Genomic DNA, 19,571 nt, shown 5'->3' on the forward strand with positions numbered 1-19,571 from the left:
CCGGCCCCGGCTGGACGAAACGGTAACATCCAGGAGTAAACCCGTGGCAATTAAACTCGAAGACAAGAAGGCCATCGTCGCTGAAGTCAACGAGGCTGCCAAAGCTGCCCTGTCCGCTGTCGTGGCCGATGCCCGTGGCGTGACCGTAGGCGCCATGACCGGACTCCGTAAAGAGGCCCGCGAAGCTGGTGTGTACGTGAAAGTCGTACGTAACACCCTGCTCAAGCGCGCCGTTGAAGGCACCCAGTTCGACGTGCTCAACGACGTGTTCAAAGGCCCGACCCTGATCGCTTTCTCCAACGAACATCCGGGCGCTGCCGCTCGTATCTTCCGTGAGTTCGCCAAGGGTCAGGACAAGTTCGAGATCAAGGCGGCTGCCTTCGAGGGTCAGTTCCTCGCAGCCAATCAGATCGACGTACTGGCAAGCCTGCCGACCTACGACGAAGCCGTATCGCAGCTGATGAGCGTGATTCAGGGCGCTACCAGCAAGCTGGCTCGTACTCTGGCGGCCATTCGCGACCAGAAAGAAGCTGCTGCCGCCTGAGTCGGCTCGCAACCTCTTTCAATCTTATTTGTTTAATACGATGGCCGCAGGCCGTCCCCCAATACAGGAATTAGAGTCATGGCTCTGACCAACGAAGACATCATCAACGCCGTATCCGAAATGTCCGTCATGCAAGTGGTCGAACTGATCAAGGCGATGGAAGAGAAGTTCGGCGTTACCGCTGCTGCCGCTACCGTTGCCGCTGCTGGCCCGGCTGCTGCCGCTGCCGAAGAGCAGACCGAGTTCACCATCGTCCTGGCCGAAGCTGGCGACAAGAAAGTGAACGTGATCAAGGTCGTTCGCGAACTGACCGGTCTGGGTCTGAAAGAAGCCAAGGCTGTCGTAGACGGCGCTCCGGGCGTGGTGAAGGAAGGCGCTTCGAAAGAAGAAGCCGAAGCTGCCAAGAAAGCCCTGGAAGAAGCAGGCGCCAAAGTCGAGCTCAAGTAAGCGACGACCTTGCGTCTACAGCCCGAGCGTCAAGCGAAAGGCTGATGGCTGGTGGCTTTTGCCACCGGCCTTTTTCCGTTCTGGGTGGACTCGCCTCGGGCGTTCCACCCAAGACGTGAAAGTGCCCCGAGTGGGCAATGCAGGCCAAGGGGTCTGCAAGATTTTCCGGCTGCTCCCGTCGGAGACGCCAAACAAGCAGGTGACCAAGCTGGGGAACGCTGATGGCTTACTCATACACTGAGAAAAAACGTATCCGCAAGGACTTTAGCAAGTTGCCGGACGTCATGGATGTGCCGTATTTGCTGGCCATCCAGCTGGATTCCTATCGCGAATTCCTGCAGGCTGGCGCAACCAAGGAGCAGTTCCGCGATATCGGTCTGCACGCGGCCTTCAAGTCCGTTTTCCCGATTATCAGCTATTCCGGCAATGCTGCCCTGGAATACGTCGGCTACCGTCTGGGTGAGCCGGCATTCGATGTCAAGGAGTGCGTGCTGCGCGGCGTGACCTTCGCCGTACCGCTGCGCGTGAAAGTCCGCCTGATCATCTTCGACCGCGAGTCGTCGAACAAGGCGATCAAGGACATCAAGGAACAAGAAGTCTACATGGGGGAAATCCCCCTGATGACCGAGAACGGTACCTTCATCATCAACGGTACCGAGCGCGTCATCGTCTCCCAGCTGCACCGTTCCCCGGGTGTGTTCTTCGACCACGACCGTGGCAAGACCCACAGCTCCGGCAAGCTGCTGTACTCCGCGCGGATCATTCCTTACCGCGGTTCCTGGCTGGACTTCGAGTTCGACCCGAAGGACTGCGTGTTCGTCCGTATCGACCGTCGCCGCAAGCTGCCGGCCTCGGTACTGCTGCGCGCGCTCGGCTACAGCACCGAAGAGATTCTCAACGCCTTCTACGCGACCAACGTCTTCCACATCAAGGGCGAGACCCTGAACCTGGAGCTGGTCCCGCAGCGCCTGCGCGGTGAAGTCGCGAGCATCGACATCAAGGACGGCAGCGGCAAGGTCATCGTGGAGCAGGGTCGCCGTATCACCGCCCGCCACATCAACCAGCTGGAAAAGGCTGGCGTGACCCAGCTGGAAGTGCCGTTCGACTACCTGATCGGCCGTACCATCGCCAAGGCGATCGTGCACCCGGCCACCGGCGAGATCATCGCCGAATGCAACACCGAGCTGACCCTCGACCTCCTGGCCAAGGTGGCCAAGGCTCAGGTCGTGCGCATCGAGACGCTGTACACCAATGACATCGACTGCGGTCCGTTCATCTCCGATACCCTGAAGATCGACAACACCAGCAATCAGTTGGAAGCCCTGGTCGAGATCTACCGGATGATGCGTCCGGGCGAGCCGCCGACCAAGGAAGCCGCCGAGACCCTGTTCGGCAACCTGTTCTTCAGCGCCGAGCGTTACGACCTGTCGGCCGTGGGTCGGATGAAGTTCAACCGTCGTATCGGTCGTACCGAGATCGAAGGTCCGGGCGTCCTGAGCAAGGAAGACATCATCGATGTGCTCAAGACCCTGGTCGACATCCGTAACGGCAAGGGCATCGTCGATGACATCGACCACCTGGGCAACCGCCGTGTCCGTTGCGTCGGCGAGATGGCCGAGAACCAGTTCCGCGTGGGCCTGGTGCGTGTCGAGCGCGCGGTCAAGGAACGCCTGTCGATGGCTGAAAGCGAAGGCCTGATGCCGCAGGACCTGATCAACGCCAAGCCGGTGGCTGCCGCGATCAAGGAGTTCTTCGGTTCGAGCCAGCTGTCGCAGTTCATGGACCAGAACAACCCGCTCTCCGAGATCACCCACAAGCGCCGCGTCTCCGCGCTCGGCCCGGGCGGTCTGACCCGTGAGCGTGCGGGCTTCGAGGTTCGTGACGTACACCCGACCCACTACGGTCGCGTGTGCCCGATCGAAACCCCTGAAGGTCCGAACATCGGTCTGATCAACTCCCTGGCGACCTACGCCCGCACCAACAAGTACGGCTTCCTCGAGAGCCCGTACCGCGTGGTCAAGGACAGCCTGGTAACCGACGAGATCGTGTTCCTGTCGGCGATCGAAGAAGCCGATCACGTCATCGCCCAGGCTTCGGCGACCCTCAACGAGAAGGGCCAGCTGGTGGACGAGCTGGTGGCCGTGCGTCACCTGAACGAATTCACCGTGAAGGCGCCGGAAGACGTGACCCTGATGGACGTTTCGCCGAAGCAGGTCGTTTCCGTCGCTGCCTCGCTGATTCCGTTCCTCGAGCACGACGACGCCAACCGCGCACTCATGGGCTCGAACATGCAGCGTCAGGCCGTGCCGACCCTGCGTGCCGACAAGCCGCTGGTGGGCACCGGCATGGAGCGCAACGTGGCGCGCGACTCCGGCGTCTGCGTCGTGGCTCGCCGTGGCGGGGTGATCGACTCGGTCGATGCCAGCCGTGTCGTGGTTCGCGTGGCGGATGACGAGGTCGAGACCGGCGAGGCGGGTGTCGACATCTACAACCTGACCAAGTACACCCGTTCCAACCAGAACACCTGCATCAACCAGCGTCCGCTGGTGAGCAAGGGTGACGTGGTCGCGCGCGGCGATATCCTGGCCGACGGTCCGTCCACCGACATGGGTGAGCTGGCCCTGGGCCAGAACATGCGCGTGGCGTTCATGCCCTGGAACGGCTTCAACTTCGAAGACTCCATCTGCCTGTCCGAGCGTGTGGTCCAGGAAGATCGCTTCACCACGATCCATATCCAGGAACTGACCTGCGTCGCTCGCGACACCAAGCTCGGCCCAGAGGAAATCACCGCGGACATCCCGAACGTGGGCGAGGCTGCGCTGAACAAGCTGGACGAAGCCGGTATCGTCTACGTCGGCGCCGAAGTGCAGGCCGGCGACATCCTGGTCGGCAAGGTCACTCCGAAAGGCGAGACCCAGCTGACTCCTGAAGAGAAGCTGCTGCGCGCGATCTTCGGTGAGAAGGCGTCCGACGTGAAGGACACTTCCCTGCGTGTGCCGACCGGCACCAAGGGCACCGTGATCGACGTACAGGTCTTCACCCGCGATGGCGTCGAGCGCGATTCCCGCGCGCTGTCCATCGAGAAGATGCAGCTCGACCAGATCCGCAAGGACCTGAACGAAGAGTTCCGCATCGTCGAAGGCGCGACCTTCGAGCGTCTGCGTGCCGCCCTGGTCGGTGCCAAGGCCGAAGGCGGCCCGGCGCTGAAGAAGGGCACGGAGATCACCGACGACTACCTGGACGGCCTCGAGCGCGGCCAGTGGTTCAAGCTGCGCATGGCCGACGATGCCCTTAACGAGCAGCTGGAGAAGGCCCAGGCCTACATCAGCGATCGTCGCCAGCTCCTGGACGACAAGTTCGAGGACAAGAAGCGCAAGCTGCAGCAGGGCGACGACCTGGCTCCGGGCGTGCTGAAGATCGTCAAGGTCTACCTGGCGATCAAGCGCCGCATCCAGCCGGGCGACAAGATGGCCGGCCGTCACGGTAACAAGGGTGTGGTCTCGGTGATCATGCCGGTGGAAGACATGCCGCACGATGCCAATGGCACTCCGGTCGACATCGTCCTCAACCCGCTGGGCGTACCGTCGCGGATGAACGTCGGCCAGATCCTCGAAACCCACCTGGGCCTCGCGGCCAAGGGGCTGGGCGAGAAGATCAACCGCATGCTCGAAGAGCAGCGCAAGGTCGCCGAGCTGCGCAAGTTCCTGCACGAGATCTACAACGAGATCGGCGGTCGCGAGGAAAACCTCGACGAGTTGGGCGACAACGAGATCCTCGCGCTGGCCAAGAACCTGCGCGGTGGCGTACCGATGGCGACCCCGGTGTTCGATGGCGCCAAGGAACGTGAGATCAAGGCCATGCTGAAGCTGGCCGACCTGCCGGAAAGCGGCCAGATGCGTCTGTTCGACGGTCGTACCGGCAACCAGTTCGAGCGTCCGACCACCGTCGGCTACATGTACATGCTCAAGCTGAACCACCTGGTGGACGACAAGATGCACGCCCGTTCCACCGGCTCGTACAGCCTGGTTACCCAGCAGCCGCTGGGTGGTAAGGCACAGTTCGGTGGTCAGCGCTTCGGTGAGATGGAGGTGTGGGCGCTGGAAGCCTATGGCGCGGCGTACACCCTGCAGGAAATGCTGACGGTCAAGTCGGACGACGTGAACGGCCGGACCAAGATGTACAAGAACATCGTGGACGGCGATCACCGCATGGAGGCCGGCATGCCCGAGTCCTTCAACGTTCTGATCAAAGAGATCCGTTCGCTCGGCATCGACATCGAACTGGAAACCGAATAACACGTGACGCTAGACGGTGCGGCTGGTCAAGGCCGGTCGCACCGGGTCCGTGAGGAGGAAAGGCCTTGAAAGACTTGCTTAATCTGTTGAAAAACCAGGGTCAAATCGAAGAGTTCGATGCCATCCGTATTGGCCTGGCTTCGCCCGAGATGATTCGTTCCTGGTCTTTCGGCGAAGTTAAAAAGCCGGAAACCATCAACTACCGTACCTTCAAGCCGGAGCGCGACGGCCTGTTCTGCGCCAAGATCTTCGGCCCGGTGAAGGACTACGAGTGCCTGTGCGGCAAGTACAAGCGCCTCAAGCACCGTGGTGTGATCTGCGAGAAGTGCGGCGTGGAAGTCGCCCTGGCCAAGGTGCGCCGCGAGCGCATGGGCCACATCGAGCTGGCTTCGCCGGTCGCCCACATCTGGTTCCTGAAGTCGCTGCCGTCCCGTATCGGCCTGCTGCTGGACATGACCCTGCGCGATATCGAGCGCGTGCTCTATTTCGAGAGCTACGTGGTGATCGATCCGGGCATGACCACCCTGGAAAAGGGCCAGCTGCTGAACGACGAGCAATACTTCGAGGCTCTCGAGGAGTTCGGTGACGATTTCGATGCTCGCATGGGCGCCGAAGCCGTTCACGAACTGCTCAACGCCATCGACCTGGAGCACGAGATCGGCCGCCTGCGCGAAGAGATTCCGCAGACCAACTCGGAAACCAAGATCAAGAAGCTGTCCAAGCGCCTGAAGCTGATGGAAGCCTTCCAGGGCTCCGGCAACAAACCCGAGTGGATGGTCCTGACCGTCCTGCCGGTGCTGCCGCCGGACCTGCGCCCGCTGGTTCCGCTGGACGGCGGTCGCTTCGCGACTTCCGACCTGAACGACCTGTATCGTCGGGTGATCAACCGTAACAACCGCCTGAAGCGCCTGCTCGACCTGGCCGCTCCGGACATCATCGTGCGCAACGAAAAGCGCATGCTGCAGGAGGCCGTCGACGCCCTGCTCGACAACGGCCGTCGCGGTCGCGCCATCACCGGCTCGAACAAGCGTCCGCTGAAGTCGCTGGCCGACATGATCAAGGGCAAGCAAGGTCGCTTCCGTCAGAACCTCCTCGGCAAGCGCGTGGACTACTCCGGTCGTTCCGTGATCACCGTGGGCCCGACCCTGCGCCTGCACCAGTGCGGTCTGCCGAAGAAGATGGCCCTGGAGCTGTTCAAGCCGTTCATCTTCGGCAAGCTGGAAGGTCGTGGCATGGCCACCACCATCAAGGCCGCCAAGAAAATGGTCGAGCGCGAGCTGCCCGAGGTCTGGGACGTTCTCGCCGAGGTCATCCGCGAGCATCCGGTTCTCCTGAACCGTGCGCCGACCCTGCACCGTCTGGGCATCCAGGCGTTCGAGCCGGTCCTCATCGAAGGCAAGGCGATCCAGCTGCACCCGCTGGTCTGCGCCGCGTACAACGCCGACTTCGACGGTGACCAGATGGCCGTCCACGTTCCGCTGACCCTCGAGGCCCAGCTGGAAGCGCGCGCGCTGATGATGTCCACCAACAACATCCTGTCGCCCGCCAACGGCGAGCCGATCATCGTTCCGTCGCAGGACGTGGTAATGGGTCTGTACTACATGACCCGTGAAGCGATCAATGCGAAGGGCGAGGGCATGGCCTTCGCCGACCTGCAGGAAGTCGACCGCGCCTACCGCAGCGGCCAGGCGTCCCTGCACGCCCGGGTGAAGGTACGCATCAACGAGAAGGTCAAGGGCGAGGACGGTCAACTGACCGCCAATACCCGCATCGTCGACACCACCGTCGGCCGCGCGCTGCTGTTCCAGGTCGTTCCGGCCGGTCTGCCGTTCGACGTGGTCAACCAGTCGATGAAGAAGAAGGCGATCTCCAAGCTGATCAACCACTGCTACCGCGTGGTGGGTCTGAAGGACACCGTCATCTTCGCCGACCAGCTGATGTACACCGGTTTCGCCTATTCGACCATTTCCGGCGTCTCCATCGGCGTCAACGACTTCGTCATCCCGGACGAGAAGGCGCGCATCATCAACGCCGCCACCGACGAAGTGAAGGAAATCGAGAGCCAGTACGCCTCCGGCCTGGTAACCCAGGGCGAGAAGTACAACAAGGTGATCGACCTCTGGTCGAAGGCCAACGACGAAGTGTCCAAGGCGATGATGGCCAACCTCTCGAAAGAGAAGGTCGTCGATCGCGAGGGCAAGGAAGTCGACCAGGAGTCCTTCAACTCCATGTACATGATGGCCGACTCCGGTGCGCGGGGTTCCGCGGCCCAGATCCGCCAGCTGGCGGGCATGCGCGGCCTGATGGCCAAGCCGGACGGCTCGATCATCGAGACCCCGATCACCGCTAACTTCCGTGAAGGTCTGAACGTACTCCAGTACTTCATCTCCACCCACGGTGCGCGTAAGGGTCTGGCGGATACCGCGCTGAAGACCGCGAACTCCGGTTACCTGACCCGTCGCCTGGTCGACGTGGCCCAGGACCTGGTGGTGACCGAGATCGATTGTGGCACCGAGCACGGCCTGCTGATGTCGCCGCACATCGAAGGCGGCGACGTGGTCGAGCCGCTCGGCGAGCGCGTGCTCGGCCGCGTGATCGCGCGTGACGTGTTCAAGCCGGGCAGCGACGAAGTCATCGTGCCGGCCGGTACCCTGATCGACGAGAAGTGGGTCGATTTCCTCGAGGTGATGAGCGTCGACGAAGTCGTCGTGCGTTCGCCGATCACCTGCGAAACCCGTCATGGCATCTGCGCCATGTGCTACGGTCGCGACCTGGCCCGTGGCCATCGCGTCAACATCGGTGAAGCGGTCGGCGTCATCGCCGCGCAGTCCATCGGTGAGCCGGGCACCCAGCTGACCATGCGTACCTTCCACATCGGTGGTGCGGCCAGCCGGACCTCGGCTGCCGACAACGTCCAGGTGAAGAACGGCGGCACCATCCGCCTGCACAACCTGAAGCATGTGGTGCGTGCCGACGGCGCGCTGGTCGCGGTATCGCGTTCCGGCGAGCTGGCGGTCGCCGACGACTTCGGTCGCGAGCGCGAGCGCTACAAGCTGCCGTACGGTGCGGTGATTTCGGTCAAGGAAGGTGACAAGGTCGACCCGGGCGCCATCGTCGCCAAGTGGGACCCGCACACCCACCCGATCGTCACCGAGGTGGACGGTACCGTGGCCTTCGTGGGCATGGAGGAGGGCATCACCGTCAAGCGTCAGACCGACGAACTGACCGGCCTGACCAACATCGAAGTGATGGATCCGAAAGACCGTCCGGCTGCCGGCAAGGACATCCGTCCGGCCGTGAAGCTGATCGATGCCGCGGGCAAGGACCTGCTGCTGCCGGGTACCGACGTACCGGCGCAGTACTTCCTGCCGGCCAACGCCCTGGTCAACCTGACCGACGGCGCCAAGGTGAGCATCGGTGACGTTGTCGCACGTATTCCGCAGGAAACCTCGAAGACCCGCGACATCACCGGTGGTCTGCCGCGCGTTGCCGACCTGTTCGAGGCCCGTCGTCCGAAAGAGCCTTCGATCCTGGCGGAAATCAGCGGCACCATCTCCTTCGGCAAGGAGACCAAGGGCAAGCGCCGTCTGGTCATCACGCCGAACGATGGCAGCGATCCGTACGAGGAGCTGATTCCGAAGTGGCGTCACCTGAACGTGTTCGAAGGCGAACAGGTGAACCGCGGCGAAGTCATCTCCGACGGCCCGAGCAACCCGCACGACATCCTGCGCCTGCTGGGCGTGAGTTCGCTGGCGAAGTACATCGTCAACGAGATCCAGGACGTCTACCGTCTGCAGGGCGTGAAGATCAACGACAAGCACATCGAGACCATCCTGCGTCAGATGCTGCGCAAGGTCGAAGTCAGCGAGTCCGGTGATTCCAGCTTCATCAAAGGCGACCAGGTGGAACTCACCCAGGTGCTGGAAGAGAACGAACAGCTCGGTACCGAGGACAAGTTCCCGGCCAAGTACGAACGCGTTCTGCTGGGTATCACCAAGGCCTCCCTGTCGACCGAGTCGTTCATCTCCGCGGCGTCGTTCCAGGAGACCACCCGCGTCCTCACCGAAGCGGCGGTCACCGGCAAGCGCGACTTCCTGCGCGGCCTGAAGGAGAACGTGGTCGTGGGTCGCCTGATCCCGGCCGGTACCGGTCTGGCTTACCACAGCGAGCGCAAGCGTCAGCGCGACCTCGGCAAGCCGCAGCGTGTGAGTGCCAGCGAGGCGGAAGCCGCACTGACCGAAGCGCTGAACTCGAGCGGTAACTAAGCATCAACGACAAGCCCCGGCTATCCCGATAGCCGGGGCTTTGTCTTGACGGTGTACAAGAACCTCTTTACTATTTTGTACCCCGAAAATTGGCAGGGCGCACGCTCTGTCATTTCGTTTGTGTGTCGTAAGACAATCAGTGGAGCTATAGATGGCAACTATCAACCAGCTGGTGCGTAAGCCGCGCAAGCGCATGGTCGACAAGAGCGACGTGCCTGCGCTGCAGAACTGCCCGCAACGTCGTGGCGTATGCACCCGCGTATACACCACCACGCCGAAAAAGCCGAACTCGGCACTGCGTAAGGTATGCCGTGTACGTCTGACCAACGGTTTCGAGGTTTCCTCGTACATCGGTGGTGAAGGTCACAACCTGCAAGAGCACAGCGTAGTGCTGATCCGTGGCGGTCGTGTAAAGGACCTTCCGGGTGTGCGTTACCACACCGTGCGCGGTTCGCTGGACACCTCGGGTGTCAAGGATCGTAAGCAGGGTCGTTCGAAGTACGGCGCCAAGCGTCCGAAGTAATAGCGTTTTTATATTTATCTGAGTCGATAAGAGTAAGGTCGGGCGTAACTTGATTGTTATGGTCCCGGGCTAACCTGAAGACCGTTTGAGGGCTTATCAATGCCAAGACGTCGTGTAGCGGCCAAGCGTGAAGTGCTGGCTGATCCGAAATACGGAAGCCAGATCCTGGCCAAGTTCATGAACCACGTGATGGAAAGCGGCAAGAAAGCCGTTGCCGAGCGTATCGTTTACGGTGCGCTGGACAAGGTGAAGGAACGCGGCAAGGCCGATCCCCTGGAAACCTTCGAAAAAGCTCTCGATGCCATCGCTCCGCTGGTCGAAGTGAAGTCCCGCCGCGTAGGTGGTGCGACTTACCAGGTTCCGGTCGAAGTCCGTCCGTCCCGCCGTAATGCCCTGGCCATGCGTTGGCTGGTGGACTTCGCCCGCAAGCGTGGCGAGAAGTCCATGGCCCTGCGTCTGGCTGGCGAGCTGCTGGATGCCGCTGAAGGCAAGGGCGCAGCAGTCAAGAAGCGTGAAGACGTGCACCGTATGGCAGAGGCCAACAAGGCCTTCTCGCACTACCGGTTCTAATCGCGCTGCCCAACCCCCGAGGACCTTATTGTGGCCCGTACTACACCCATCAACCGCTACCGTAATATCGGTATCTGTGCCCACGTTGACGCGGGCAAGACCACCACCACGGAGCGGGTTCTGTTCTATACCGGCGTCAACCACAAGCTGGGCGAAGTGCATGACGGCGCTGCGACCACCGACTGGATGGTGCAGGAGCAGGAACGCGGTATCACCATTACCTCCGCTGCCGTTACCACCTTCTGGAAGGGCTCGCGCGGTCAGTACGACAACTATCGCGTGAACGTCATCGACACCCCCGGCCACGTAGACTTCACCATCGAGGTGGAGCGTTCCCTGCGTGTACTGGACGGCGCTGTCGTGGTGTTCTGTGGCACCTCCGGCGTAGAGCCGCAGTCGGAAACCGTATGGCGTCAGGCCAACAAGTACGGCGTACCGCGCATCGTCTACGTCAACAAGATGGACCGCCAGGGTGCGAACTTCCTGCGCGTCGTCGAGCAGATCAAGAAGCGCCTGGGTCATACCCCGGTTCCGGTCCAGCTCGCCATCGGCGCTGAAGAGAACTTCGTCGGTCAGGTCGACCTGATCAAGATGAAGGCCATCTACTGGAACGATGACGACAAGGGCATGACCTACCGCGAGGAAGAAATTCCTGCGGAGCTCAAGGACCTGGCCGAAGAGTGGCGTTCCAGCATGGTCGAGGCTGCGGCCGAAGCCAACGAAGAGCTGATGAACAAGTACCTCGAAGAGGGCGAGCTCTCCGAAGCCGAGATCAAGGAAGGCCTGCGCCTGCGCACCCTGGCCTGCGAGATCGTTCCGGCCGTCTGCGGTTCCTCGTTCAAGAACAAGGGCGTTCCGCTGGTTCTCGATGCCGTCATCGATTACCTCCCGGCTCCGACCGAGATCCCGGCGATCAAGGGTGTCAGCCCGGACGACGAGACCGTCGAAGACGAGCGTCATGCCGACGACAACGAACCGTTCTCCTCCCTGGCGTTCAAGATTGCCACCGACCCGTTCGTTGGTACTCTGACCTTCGCTCGCGTTTACTCCGGCGTCCTGAGCTCCGGCGACTCCGTCCTGAACTCGGTGAAGGGCAAGAAGGAGCGCGTTGGTCGGATGGTGCAGATGCACGCCAACCAGCGTGAAGAGATCAAGGAAGTGCGCGCAGGCGACATCGCTGCCCTGATCGGCATGAAGGACGTCACCACCGGTGACACCCTGTGCTCGATCGACAAGCCGATCATCCTCGAGCGCATGGACTTCCCCGAGCCGGTAATCTCGGTCGCTGTAGAGCCGAAGACCAAGGCCGACCAGGAGAAGATGGGCATCGCCCTCGGCAAGCTGGCCCAGGAAGACCCGTCGTTCCGTGTCAAGACCGACGAAGAGTCCGGTCAGACCATCATCTCCGGCATGGGCGAGCTGCACCTGGACATCATCGTCGACCGCATGAAGCGCGAGTTCGGCGTCGAGGCCAACATCGGCAAGCCGCAGGTGGCTTACCGTGAGACCATCACCAAGGACAACGTGGAGATCGAAGGCAAGTTCGTTCGCCAGTCCGGTGGTCGCGGCCAGTTCGGTCACTGCTGGATCCGCTTCTCGGCCGCGGACGTGGACGAGAAGGGCAACATCACCGAAGGCCTGGTGTTCGAGAACGAAGTCGTGGGTGGTGTGGTTCCCAAGGAATACATCCCGGCGATCCAGAAGGGTATCGAGGAGCAGATGAAGAACGGCGTCGTCGCCGGCTATCCGCTCATCGGCCTGAAGGCTACCGTTTTCGATGGTTCCTACCACGACGTCGACTCCAACGAGATGGCGTTCAAGATCGCTGCTTCCATGGCAACCAAGCAACTGGCCCAGAAGGGTGGTGGCAAGGTGCTCGAGCCGATCATGAAGGTAGAGGTGGTGACTCCTGAGGACTACATGGGTGACGTGATGGGCGACCTGAACCGTCGTCGTGGTCTGATTCAGGGGATGGAGGACACGGTTTCCGGTAAGGTTATTCGTGCCGAGGTTCCGCTGGGTGAGATGTTCGGTTATGCGACCGACGTGCGTTCCATGTCCCAGGGTCGCGCGAGCTACTCCATGGAATTCTCCAAATACGCCGAAGCTCCGTCGAACATCGTCGAAGCGCTGGTTAAAAAACAAGGTTGATTCAGCCCTTTAAGTAAGAGGTTTACTGTCGTGGCTAAGGAAAAATTCGAACGTAACAAACCGCACGTCAACGTCGGCACCATCGGTCACGTTGACCATGGCAAGACCACTCTGACCGCTGCACTGACCAAGGTCTGCTCCGACACCTGGGGTGGTTCCGCTCGTGCCTTCGATCAGATCGACAACGCGCCGGAAGAAAAGGCCCGCGGTATCACCATCAACACCTCGCACGTTGAGTACGATTCCGCTGTTCGTCACTACGCTCACGTTGACTGCCCCGGTCACGCCGACTACGTGAAGAACATGATCACCGGTGCTGCCCAGATGGACGGCGCGATCCTGGTTTGCTCGGCTGCCGACGGCCCCATGCCGCAGACCCGCGAGCACATCCTGCTGTCCCGCCAGGTAGGCGTTCCCTACATCGTCGTGTTCCTGAACAAGGCCGACATGGTTGACGACGCCGAGCTGCTGGAACTGGTCGAGATGGAAGTTCGCGACCTGCTGAACACCTACGACTTCCCGGGCGACGACACCCCGATCATCATCGGCTCCGCGCTGATGGCGCTGGAAGGCAAGGACGACAACGGCATCGGCGTAAGCGCCGTGCAGAAGCTGGTAGAGACCCTGGACTCCTACATTCCGGAGCCGGTTCGTGCCATCGACCAGCCGTTCCTGATGCCGATCGAAGACGTGTTCTCGATCTCCGGCCGCGGTACCGTGGTAACCGGTCGTGTGGAGCGCGGCATCATCAAGGTCCAGGAAGAAGTGGAAATCGTCGGCATCAAGGCGACCACCAAGACCACCTGCACCGGTGTCGAAATGTTCCGCAAGCTGCTCGACGAAGGTCGTGCTGGCGAGAACGTCGGTATCCTGCTGCGCGGCACCAAGCGTGAAGACGTAGAGCGTGGCCAGGTTCTGGCCAAGCCGGGCACCATCAAGCCGCACACCAAGTTCGAGTGCGAAGTGTACGTGCTGTCCAAGGAAGAAGGTGGTCGTCACACCCCGTTCTTCAAGGGCTACCGTCCGCAGTTCTACTTCCGTACCACTGACGTGACCGGTAACTGCGAACTGCCGGAAGGCGTAGAGATGGTAATGCCGGGCGACAACATCAAGATGGTTGTCACCCTGATCGCTCCGATCGCCATGGAAGATGGCCTGCGCTTCGCGATCCGCGAAGGTGGCCGTACCGTTGGCGCCGGCGTGGTTGCCAAGATCATCGAGTAATCGCTGATCCTGCCATCAGAAAAAGGGGCCCTTCGGGGCCCCTTTTTTCGTTCGTTGGTTAAATATTGACACCCTGTGGGGGCATCCGTACAATTGCGCCTCCTTTTAACGGGCGTAGTCCGTCCGTTGGGAATGGTAAATTGGAGTCTGAGGTCAAATGCAAAACCAACAAATCCGGATTCGGTTGAAGGCTTTTGACCATCGCCTGATCGATCAATCAACCCAGGAAATCGTGGAAACCGCGAAACGTACTGGTGCTCAGGTGCGTGGTCCAATCCCTCTGCCGACCCGCAAGGAACGTTTCACCGTGCTGATCTCTCCGCACGTCAACAAAGATGCGCGTGATCAGTACGAAATTCGTACACATAAGCGTGTGCTGGACATCGTCCAGCCGACGGATAAAACCGTCGATGCGCTGATGAAGCTCGATCTTGCTGCAGGTGTTGAAGTACAGATCAGCCTCGGCTAATGCCTTCGGCATTGGTCGTGTAACGCTCTGAAATGGGCGGCCATAGCGGGTGAAAGCCCCGTACACTCAAGAGGTTTACAACATGACAATTGGTGTTGTCGGTCGTAAATGCGGCATGACCCGCATTTTCACCGAGGAAGGTGTCTCTATTCCGGTTACGGTCATCGAGGTCGAGCCGAATCGCGTCACCCAGTTCAAGACTGAAGAAACCGATGGCTACCGCGCAGTGCAAGTCACCGCCGGCGAGCGTCGCGCTTCTCGCGTTACCAAAGCGCAAGCTGGTCACTTTGCCAAGGCGAATGTCGCCGCCGGTCGCGGCGTGTGGGAATTCCGTCTGGGCGAAGAGCAGTATGCCGCCGGTGACCAGATCACTGTCGATCTGTTCCAGGCAGGCCAGATGGTAGACGTTACCGGCGAGTCCAAGGGTAAGGGCTTCGCGGGCACCATCAAGCGCTGGAACTTCCGTGGTCAGGATAACACCCACGGTAACTCCGTTTCCCACCGCGTCCCCGGTTCCATCGGCCAGTGCCAGACTCCTGGTCGAGTGTTCAAGGGCAAGAAAATGTCCGGTCATCTGGGTGCGGAGCGGGTAACCGTTCAATCCCTGGAGATCGTGCGTGTCGATGCTGAACGCAATCTGCTGCTGGTCAAGGGTGCCGTTCCCGGCGCTACCGGCGGTGATGTGATCGTGCGTCCGGCAGCCAAGGCTCGCGGTTAAGGGGGAAGCTGAGATGCAATTGAATGTGAACGGCGCTCAGGCTATCGAAGTCTCCGAGCGTACCTTTGGTGGCGAATTCAACGAGACCCTGGTGCACCAGGCAGTCGTGGCCTACATGGCTGGCGGCCGTCAGGGCAGCAAGGCACAGAAGACTCGCTCCGAAGTCTCTGGTGGTGGCAAGAAGCCGTGGCGTCAGAAGGGCACCGGTCGTGCTCGCGCTGGCACCATCCGTAGCCCCATCTGGCGTGGGGGCGGCACCACTTTCGCCGCTAAACCGCGTAGCCACGAACAGAAGCTGAACAAGAAGATGTACCGCGCAGCACTGCGCTCCATCCTTGCCGAGCTCGTTCGTCTGGACCGTCTGGTCGTCGTTGCCGACTTCGCTGTCGATGCACCGAAAACCAAGGGCCTGGTTGCCAAGCTGGACACCCTGGGTCTGAAAGACGTGCTGATCGTGACCGATGGTGTCGACGAGAACCTGTACCTCGCTGCGCGCAACCTGGCGCACGTCGATGTACGTGATGTCCAAGGTTCCGACCCCGTCAGCCTGATCGCCTACGACAAGGTGCTGGTCACCGTGTCCGCCGTGAAGAAGTTCGAGGAGCTGCTGGGATGAACCAGGAACGCGTATTCAAAGTGCTGCTTGGTCCGCACATCTCCGAGAAAGCCACGGGTCTCGCGGACGGCAAGAGCCAATTCGTTTTCAAGGTTGCCACCGATGCAACCAAGCTGGAAATCAAGAAGGCCGTAGAAAGCCTGTTCAGCGTGAAGGTACAGCGCGTCACTACCCTGAACGTCAAGGGTAAGACCAAGCGCACCGCTCGCGGTCTGGGCAAGCGTAACGACTGGAAGAAAGCGTACATCGCTCTCCAGCCGGGCCAAGATCTCGATTTCGCCACCAGCGCTGAGTAAAGGGGTGCATCATGGCAATCGTTAAGTGCAAACCGACTTCCGCTGGTCGTCGCTTTGTCGTCAAGGTGGTGAATCAGGAGCTGCACAAAGGCGCTCCCTACGCACCGCTGCTGGAAAAGAAATCCAAGTCTGGCGGCCGTAACAACAACGGTCGTATCACCACCCGTCATATCGGTGGTGGTCACAAGCAGCACTACCGTCTGGTCGACTTCCGTCGCAACAAGGATGGCATCCCTGCCATCGTTGAGCGCGTCGAATACGATCCGAACCGCACTGCACACATCGCTCTGCTGAAGTATGCAGACGGCGAGCGTCGCTACATCATCGCCCCCAAGGGCGTTGCTGCAGGTGACCAGCTGATCTCCGGTATCGGTGCGCCGATCAAGGCAGGCAACAGCATGCCTCTGCGCAACATCCCGGTGGGTAGCACTGTTCATGGTATCGAGCTGAAGCCGGGTAAAGGCGCTCAGATCGCTCGTTCCGCTGGCGCTTCCGCCCAGCTGGTCGCGCGTGAAGGTGCGTACGTAACCCTGCGTCTGCGCTCCGGTGAAATGCGTAAAGTCCTGGCTGAGTGCCGTGCGACCCTGGGCGAGGTCTCGAATTCCGAGCACAGCCTGCGTTCGCTGGGTAAAGCCGGTGCTACGCGCTGGCGTGGTGTTCGCCCGACCGTTCGCGGCGTGGCGATGAACCCGGTCGACCACCCGCATGGTGGTGGTGAAGGCCGTACCTCTGCTGGTCGTCATCCGGTATCGCCGTGGGGTCTTCAGACCAAGGGTAAGAAGACTCGCTCGAACAAGCGTACCGATAACATGATCGTCCGCCGCCGCAAGTAAATAGAGGGATACCACAGTGCCACGTTCACTGAAAAAAGGTCCGTTTATCGATCTTCACCTGTTGAAGAAGGTCGAAGTCGCGGTGGAAAAGAACGACCGCAAGCCGATCAAGACCTGGTCGCGTCGTTCGATGATTCTGCCGCATATGGTTGGTCTGACCATCGCCGTGCACAACGGCCGTCAACACGTACCGGTTCTCGTCAACGAGGACATGGTCGGCCACAAACTGGGCGAGTTCGCCGCTACCCGCACCTATCGCGGGCACGCTGCGGACAAGAAAGCCAAGCGTTAAGGGGTAAGGAAGATGGAAGTAGCCGCTAAGCTGTCGGGCGCTCGTATCTCCGCCCAGAAAGCCCGCTTGGTCGCCGACCAGATCCGCGGGAAGAAGGTGGGCGAAGCGCTCAACCTCCTGGCTTTCAGCAGTAAGAAAGCCGCCGAGATCATGAAGAAAGTGCTGGAGTCGGCCGTTGCCAACGCTGAGCACAACGAAGGCGCCGATGTGGATGACCTGAAGGTTTCCACCGTCTTCGTCAACGAAGGTCGTTCGCTCAAGCGCATCATGCCGCGTGCCAAAGGCCGTGCTGATCGCATCGTGAAGCGGTCTTGCCATATCACGGTCAAGGTTGCGGACAAGTAACGGAGTCGACAGATGGGTCAGAAAGTACATCCCAATGGCATTCGCCTGGGTATCGTCAAGGAGCACACCTCCGTTTGGTACGCAGACCGCAAGAACTATGCGGATTACCTGTTTGCCGACCTGAAGGTGCGTGAGTACCTCCAAGACAAACTAAAAAGCGCGTCCGTAAGCCGTATCGATATCCATCGTCCGGCTCAAACCGCACGTATCACCATCCACACCGCTCGTCCCGGCATCGTGATCGGCAAGAAAGGTGAAGATGTTGAGAAGCTGCGCCAGGACCTGACCAAGCAAATGGGTGTGCCCGTGCACATCAACATCGAGGAAATCCGCAAGCCGGAACTCGATGCCATGCTGGTTGCGCAGAGCGTAGCCCAGCAGCTGGAGCGTCGCGTAATGTTCCGTCGCGCCATGAAGCGCGCCGTACAGAACGCCATGCGCATTGGTGCCAAGGGCATCAAGATTCAGGTCAGCGGTCGTCTGGGTGGGGCTGAAATCGCCCGTACCGAATGGTATCGCGAAGGTCGTGTGCCCCTGCACACCCTGCGCGCCGATATCGACTATGCCACCTACGAAGCGCACACCACTTACGGTGTGATCGGTGTCAAGGTTTGGATCTTCAAGGGCGAGGTCATCGGTGGCCGCCAGGAAGAACTGAAGCCTGTTGCACCCGCTCCTCGTAAAAAAGCTGCTAGGTAAGGAGTACGCAAATGCTGCAACCCAAGCGTACGAAGTTCCGCAAACAAATGACCGGCCACAACCGTGGTCTGGCTCATCGCGGTAGTAAGGTCAGCTTCGGTGAGTACGCACTGAAGGCCACTGGTCGTGGCCGCCTTACTGCTCGTCAGATCGAGTCCGCGCGTCGCGCGCTGACCCGTCACGTGAAGCGTGGCGGCAAGATCTGGATCCGCGTATTCCCTGACAAGCCTGTCACCAAGAAGCCCCTCGAAGTTCGTATGGGTAAAGGTAAGGGCGGGGTCGAGTACTGGGTAGCCCAGATTCAACCGGGCAAGGTCCTGTACGAGATCGAGGGTGTTTCCGAAGAGCTGGCGCGTGAGGCTTTCGCCCTGGCTGCTGCAAAGCTGCCCCTCGCCACCTCCTTTGTTAAGCGGACGGTGATGTGATGAAAGCGAATGAACTTCGTGAAAAATCCGTTGAGCAGCTGAACGAGCAACTGCTCGGCCTGCTGCGCGACCAGTTCAATCTGCGCATGCAGAAAGCAACTGGCCAGTTGGGGCAGTCTCACCTGCTCTCGCAGGTTAAGCGCGACATCGCTCGCGTTAAAACTGTGCTCAATCAGCAAGCAGGTAAGTGATCATGGCTGAAGCTCAGAAAACCGTCCGTACGCTGACCGGCCGCGTCGTCAGCGACAAAATGGACAAGACCGTCACCGTTCTGATCGAGCGTCGCGTCAAGCACCCGATCTACGGCAAATACGTCAAGCGTTCGACCAAGCTGCACGCACACGACGAATCCAATCAGTGCCGCATTGGTGACCTGGTCACCATCCGCGAAACCCGTCCGCTGGCCAAGACCAAGGCCTGGACCCTGGTTGATATCGTTGAACGCGCGGTGGAAGTCTAAGGACTAGGGGTCGGAGAAATTATATGATTCAGACTCAATCCATGCTCGATGTCGCTGACAACAGCGGCGCGCGTCGTGTGATGTGCATCAAGGTGCTCGGCGGTTCCCACCGCCGTTACGCCGGCATCGGCGACATCATCAAGGTCACCGTCAAGGAAGCGATTCCGCGCGGCAAGGTGAAGAAGGGCCAGGTCATGACTGCCGTGGTCGTTCGCACCAAGCACGGCGTACGTCGTACCGACGGTTCCATCATCCGCTTCGACGGCAACGCCGCCGTCCTGCTGAACAACAAGCAGGAGCCGATCGGCACCCGTATCTTTGGGCCAGTGACTCGTGAACTCCGTACCGAGAAGTTCATGAAGATCGTCTCGCTCGCCCCCGAAGTGCTGTAAGGAGTAG

At 60.5% G+C, this 19,571-nt stretch carries 20 protein-coding genes; all 20 read left to right on the forward strand.

The features are described from left to right. Positions 1-43: 43 nt before the first annotated feature. The 20 genes from rplJ to rplN all read left to right on the forward strand — a co-directional run bounded on the left by rplJ (position 44) and on the right by rplN (position 19,564). Positions 44-544: a 50S ribosomal protein L10 gene (rplJ, locus tag B7D75_RS03375; protein WP_003093748.1), complete on the forward strand. Its 501-nt coding sequence runs from the start codon at positions 44-46 to the stop codon at positions 542-544. Positions 545-622: 78 nt separating this feature from the next. Continuing rightward, positions 623-991 carry a 50S ribosomal protein L7/L12 gene (gene rplL / locus B7D75_RS03380; RefSeq protein WP_003093747.1) on the forward strand — a complete coding sequence of 123 codons (369 nt, stop codon included), beginning with the start codon at positions 623-625 and terminating at the stop codon, positions 989-991. A gap of 221 nt (positions 992-1,212) precedes the next feature. Continuing rightward, a complete protein-coding gene (gene rpoB / locus B7D75_RS03385) occupies positions 1,213-5,286 on the forward strand; it encodes a DNA-directed RNA polymerase subunit beta (protein WP_012074226.1) in 4,074 nt (1,357 codons plus the stop codon). Between the two features lie 65 nt (positions 5,287-5,351). Continuing rightward, a complete protein-coding gene (rpoC, locus tag B7D75_RS03390) occupies positions 5,352-9,551 on the forward strand; it encodes a DNA-directed RNA polymerase subunit beta' (protein WP_012074227.1) in 4,200 nt (1,399 codons plus the stop codon). Between the two features lie 151 nt (positions 9,552-9,702). Continuing rightward, positions 9,703-10,074 carry a 30S ribosomal protein S12 gene (gene rpsL, locus B7D75_RS03395; RefSeq protein WP_003093744.1) on the forward strand — a complete coding sequence of 124 codons (372 nt, stop codon included), beginning with the start codon at positions 9,703-9,705 and terminating at the stop codon, positions 10,072-10,074. 99 nt (positions 10,075-10,173) lie between these two features. Next, the gene (gene rpsG / locus B7D75_RS03400; protein ID WP_003093742.1) at positions 10,174-10,644 is read left to right on the forward strand and encodes a 30S ribosomal protein S7; all 471 of its coding nucleotides are present in this window, start codon (positions 10,174-10,176) and stop codon (positions 10,642-10,644) included. 30 nt (positions 10,645-10,674) lie between these two features. Further along, positions 10,675-12,795 (forward strand): elongation factor G, encoded by a 2,121-nt coding sequence (gene fusA, locus B7D75_RS03405; protein WP_003149316.1) that lies wholly within the window; start codon positions 10,675-10,677, stop codon positions 12,793-12,795. A gap of 30 nt (positions 12,796-12,825) precedes the next feature. Continuing rightward, a complete protein-coding gene (gene tuf, locus B7D75_RS03410) occupies positions 12,826-14,019 on the forward strand; it encodes an elongation factor Tu (protein ID WP_003115146.1) in 1,194 nt (397 codons plus the stop codon). A 157-nt stretch (positions 14,020-14,176) separates the two neighbouring features. After that, a complete protein-coding gene (gene rpsJ / locus B7D75_RS03415; protein WP_003103876.1) occupies positions 14,177-14,488 on the forward strand; it encodes a 30S ribosomal protein S10 in 312 nt (103 codons plus the stop codon). Between the two features lie 82 nt (positions 14,489-14,570). Continuing rightward, positions 14,571-15,206, forward strand: a complete 636-nt coding sequence (rplC, locus tag B7D75_RS03420; RefSeq protein ID WP_003103877.1) for a 50S ribosomal protein L3 — start codon at positions 14,571-14,573, stop codon at positions 15,204-15,206. 13 nt (positions 15,207-15,219) lie between these two features. Further along, positions 15,220-15,822: a 50S ribosomal protein L4 gene (gene rplD, locus B7D75_RS03425; RefSeq protein WP_003093737.1), complete on the forward strand. Its 603-nt coding sequence runs from the start codon at positions 15,220-15,222 to the stop codon at positions 15,820-15,822. Then, positions 15,819-16,118, forward strand: a complete 300-nt coding sequence (gene rplW, locus B7D75_RS03430) for a 50S ribosomal protein L23 (RefSeq protein ID WP_003093736.1) — start codon at positions 15,819-15,821, stop codon at positions 16,116-16,118. The genes rplD and rplW overlap by 4 nt, the downstream gene beginning before the upstream one ends. A gap of 11 nt (positions 16,119-16,129) precedes the next feature. Then, the gene (rplB, locus tag B7D75_RS03435; RefSeq protein ID WP_003103878.1) at positions 16,130-16,951 is read left to right on the forward strand and encodes a 50S ribosomal protein L2; all 822 of its coding nucleotides are present in this window, start codon (positions 16,130-16,132) and stop codon (positions 16,949-16,951) included. Positions 16,952-16,967: 16 nt separating this feature from the next. Next, positions 16,968-17,243 (forward strand): 30S ribosomal protein S19, encoded by a 276-nt coding sequence (gene rpsS / locus B7D75_RS03440; protein WP_003093734.1) that lies wholly within the window; start codon positions 16,968-16,970, stop codon positions 17,241-17,243. A 12-nt stretch (positions 17,244-17,255) separates the two neighbouring features. Then, positions 17,256-17,588: a 50S ribosomal protein L22 gene (gene rplV, locus B7D75_RS03445; RefSeq protein WP_003103908.1), complete on the forward strand. Its 333-nt coding sequence runs from the start codon at positions 17,256-17,258 to the stop codon at positions 17,586-17,588. A gap of 12 nt (positions 17,589-17,600) precedes the next feature. Continuing rightward, positions 17,601-18,287: a 30S ribosomal protein S3 gene (rpsC, locus tag B7D75_RS03450; protein WP_003093727.1), complete on the forward strand. Its 687-nt coding sequence runs from the start codon at positions 17,601-17,603 to the stop codon at positions 18,285-18,287. A gap of 11 nt (positions 18,288-18,298) precedes the next feature. Then, entirely contained in the window at positions 18,299-18,712 is a 414-nt protein-coding gene (gene rplP / locus B7D75_RS03455) for a 50S ribosomal protein L16 (protein ID WP_003152269.1), read from the forward strand. Then, entirely contained in the window at positions 18,712-18,903 is a 192-nt protein-coding gene (gene rpmC, locus B7D75_RS03460) for a 50S ribosomal protein L29 (RefSeq protein WP_003093720.1), read from the forward strand. Before rplP ends, rpmC begins: the two co-directional genes overlap by 1 nt. A 2-nt stretch (positions 18,904-18,905) precedes the next feature. Continuing rightward, positions 18,906-19,172 (forward strand): 30S ribosomal protein S17, encoded by a 267-nt coding sequence (rpsQ, locus tag B7D75_RS03465; protein WP_003093717.1) that lies wholly within the window; start codon positions 18,906-18,908, stop codon positions 19,170-19,172. A 23-nt stretch (positions 19,173-19,195) separates the two neighbouring features. Continuing rightward, positions 19,196-19,564, forward strand: coding sequence for a 50S ribosomal protein L14 (rplN, locus tag B7D75_RS03470; RefSeq protein WP_003093714.1), 369 nt, complete (start codon positions 19,196-19,198; stop codon positions 19,562-19,564). Positions 19,565-19,571: the final 7 nt, after the last annotated feature.

Source organism: Pseudomonas paraeruginosa (assembly GCF_003025345.2).
Lineage (GTDB): Bacteria > Pseudomonadota > Gammaproteobacteria > Pseudomonadales > Pseudomonadaceae > Pseudomonas > Pseudomonas paraeruginosa.

Coding starts and splice junctions, on each gene's coding strand:
- rplL (WP_003093747.1), top strand. CDS start 623: ATGGCTCTGACCAACGAAGACATCATCAACGCCGTATCCGAAATGTCC.
- rpoB (WP_012074226.1), top strand. CDS start 1,213: ATGGCTTACTCATACACTGAGAAAAAACGTATCCGCAAGGACTTTAGC.
- rpsL (WP_003093744.1), top strand. CDS start 9,703: ATGGCAACTATCAACCAGCTGGTGCGTAAGCCGCGCAAGCGCATGGTC.
- rpsG (WP_003093742.1), top strand. CDS start 10,174: ATGCCAAGACGTCGTGTAGCGGCCAAGCGTGAAGTGCTGGCTGATCCG.
- rpsJ (WP_003103876.1), top strand. CDS start 14,177: ATGCAAAACCAACAAATCCGGATTCGGTTGAAGGCTTTTGACCATCGC.
- rplC (WP_003103877.1), top strand. CDS start 14,571: ATGACAATTGGTGTTGTCGGTCGTAAATGCGGCATGACCCGCATTTTC.
- rplD (WP_003093737.1), top strand. CDS start 15,220: ATGCAATTGAATGTGAACGGCGCTCAGGCTATCGAAGTCTCCGAGCGT.
- rplW (WP_003093736.1), top strand. CDS start 15,819: ATGAACCAGGAACGCGTATTCAAAGTGCTGCTTGGTCCGCACATCTCC.
- rplB (WP_003103878.1), top strand. CDS start 16,130: ATGGCAATCGTTAAGTGCAAACCGACTTCCGCTGGTCGTCGCTTTGTC.
- rplV (WP_003103908.1), top strand. CDS start 17,256: ATGGAAGTAGCCGCTAAGCTGTCGGGCGCTCGTATCTCCGCCCAGAAA.
- rpsC (WP_003093727.1), top strand. CDS start 17,601: ATGGGTCAGAAAGTACATCCCAATGGCATTCGCCTGGGTATCGTCAAG.
- rplP (WP_003152269.1), top strand. CDS start 18,299: ATGCTGCAACCCAAGCGTACGAAGTTCCGCAAACAAATGACCGGCCAC.
- rpmC (WP_003093720.1), top strand. CDS start 18,712: ATGAAAGCGAATGAACTTCGTGAAAAATCCGTTGAGCAGCTGAACGAG.
- rpsQ (WP_003093717.1), top strand. CDS start 18,906: ATGGCTGAAGCTCAGAAAACCGTCCGTACGCTGACCGGCCGCGTCGTC.
- rplN (WP_003093714.1), top strand. CDS start 19,196: ATGATTCAGACTCAATCCATGCTCGATGTCGCTGACAACAGCGGCGCG.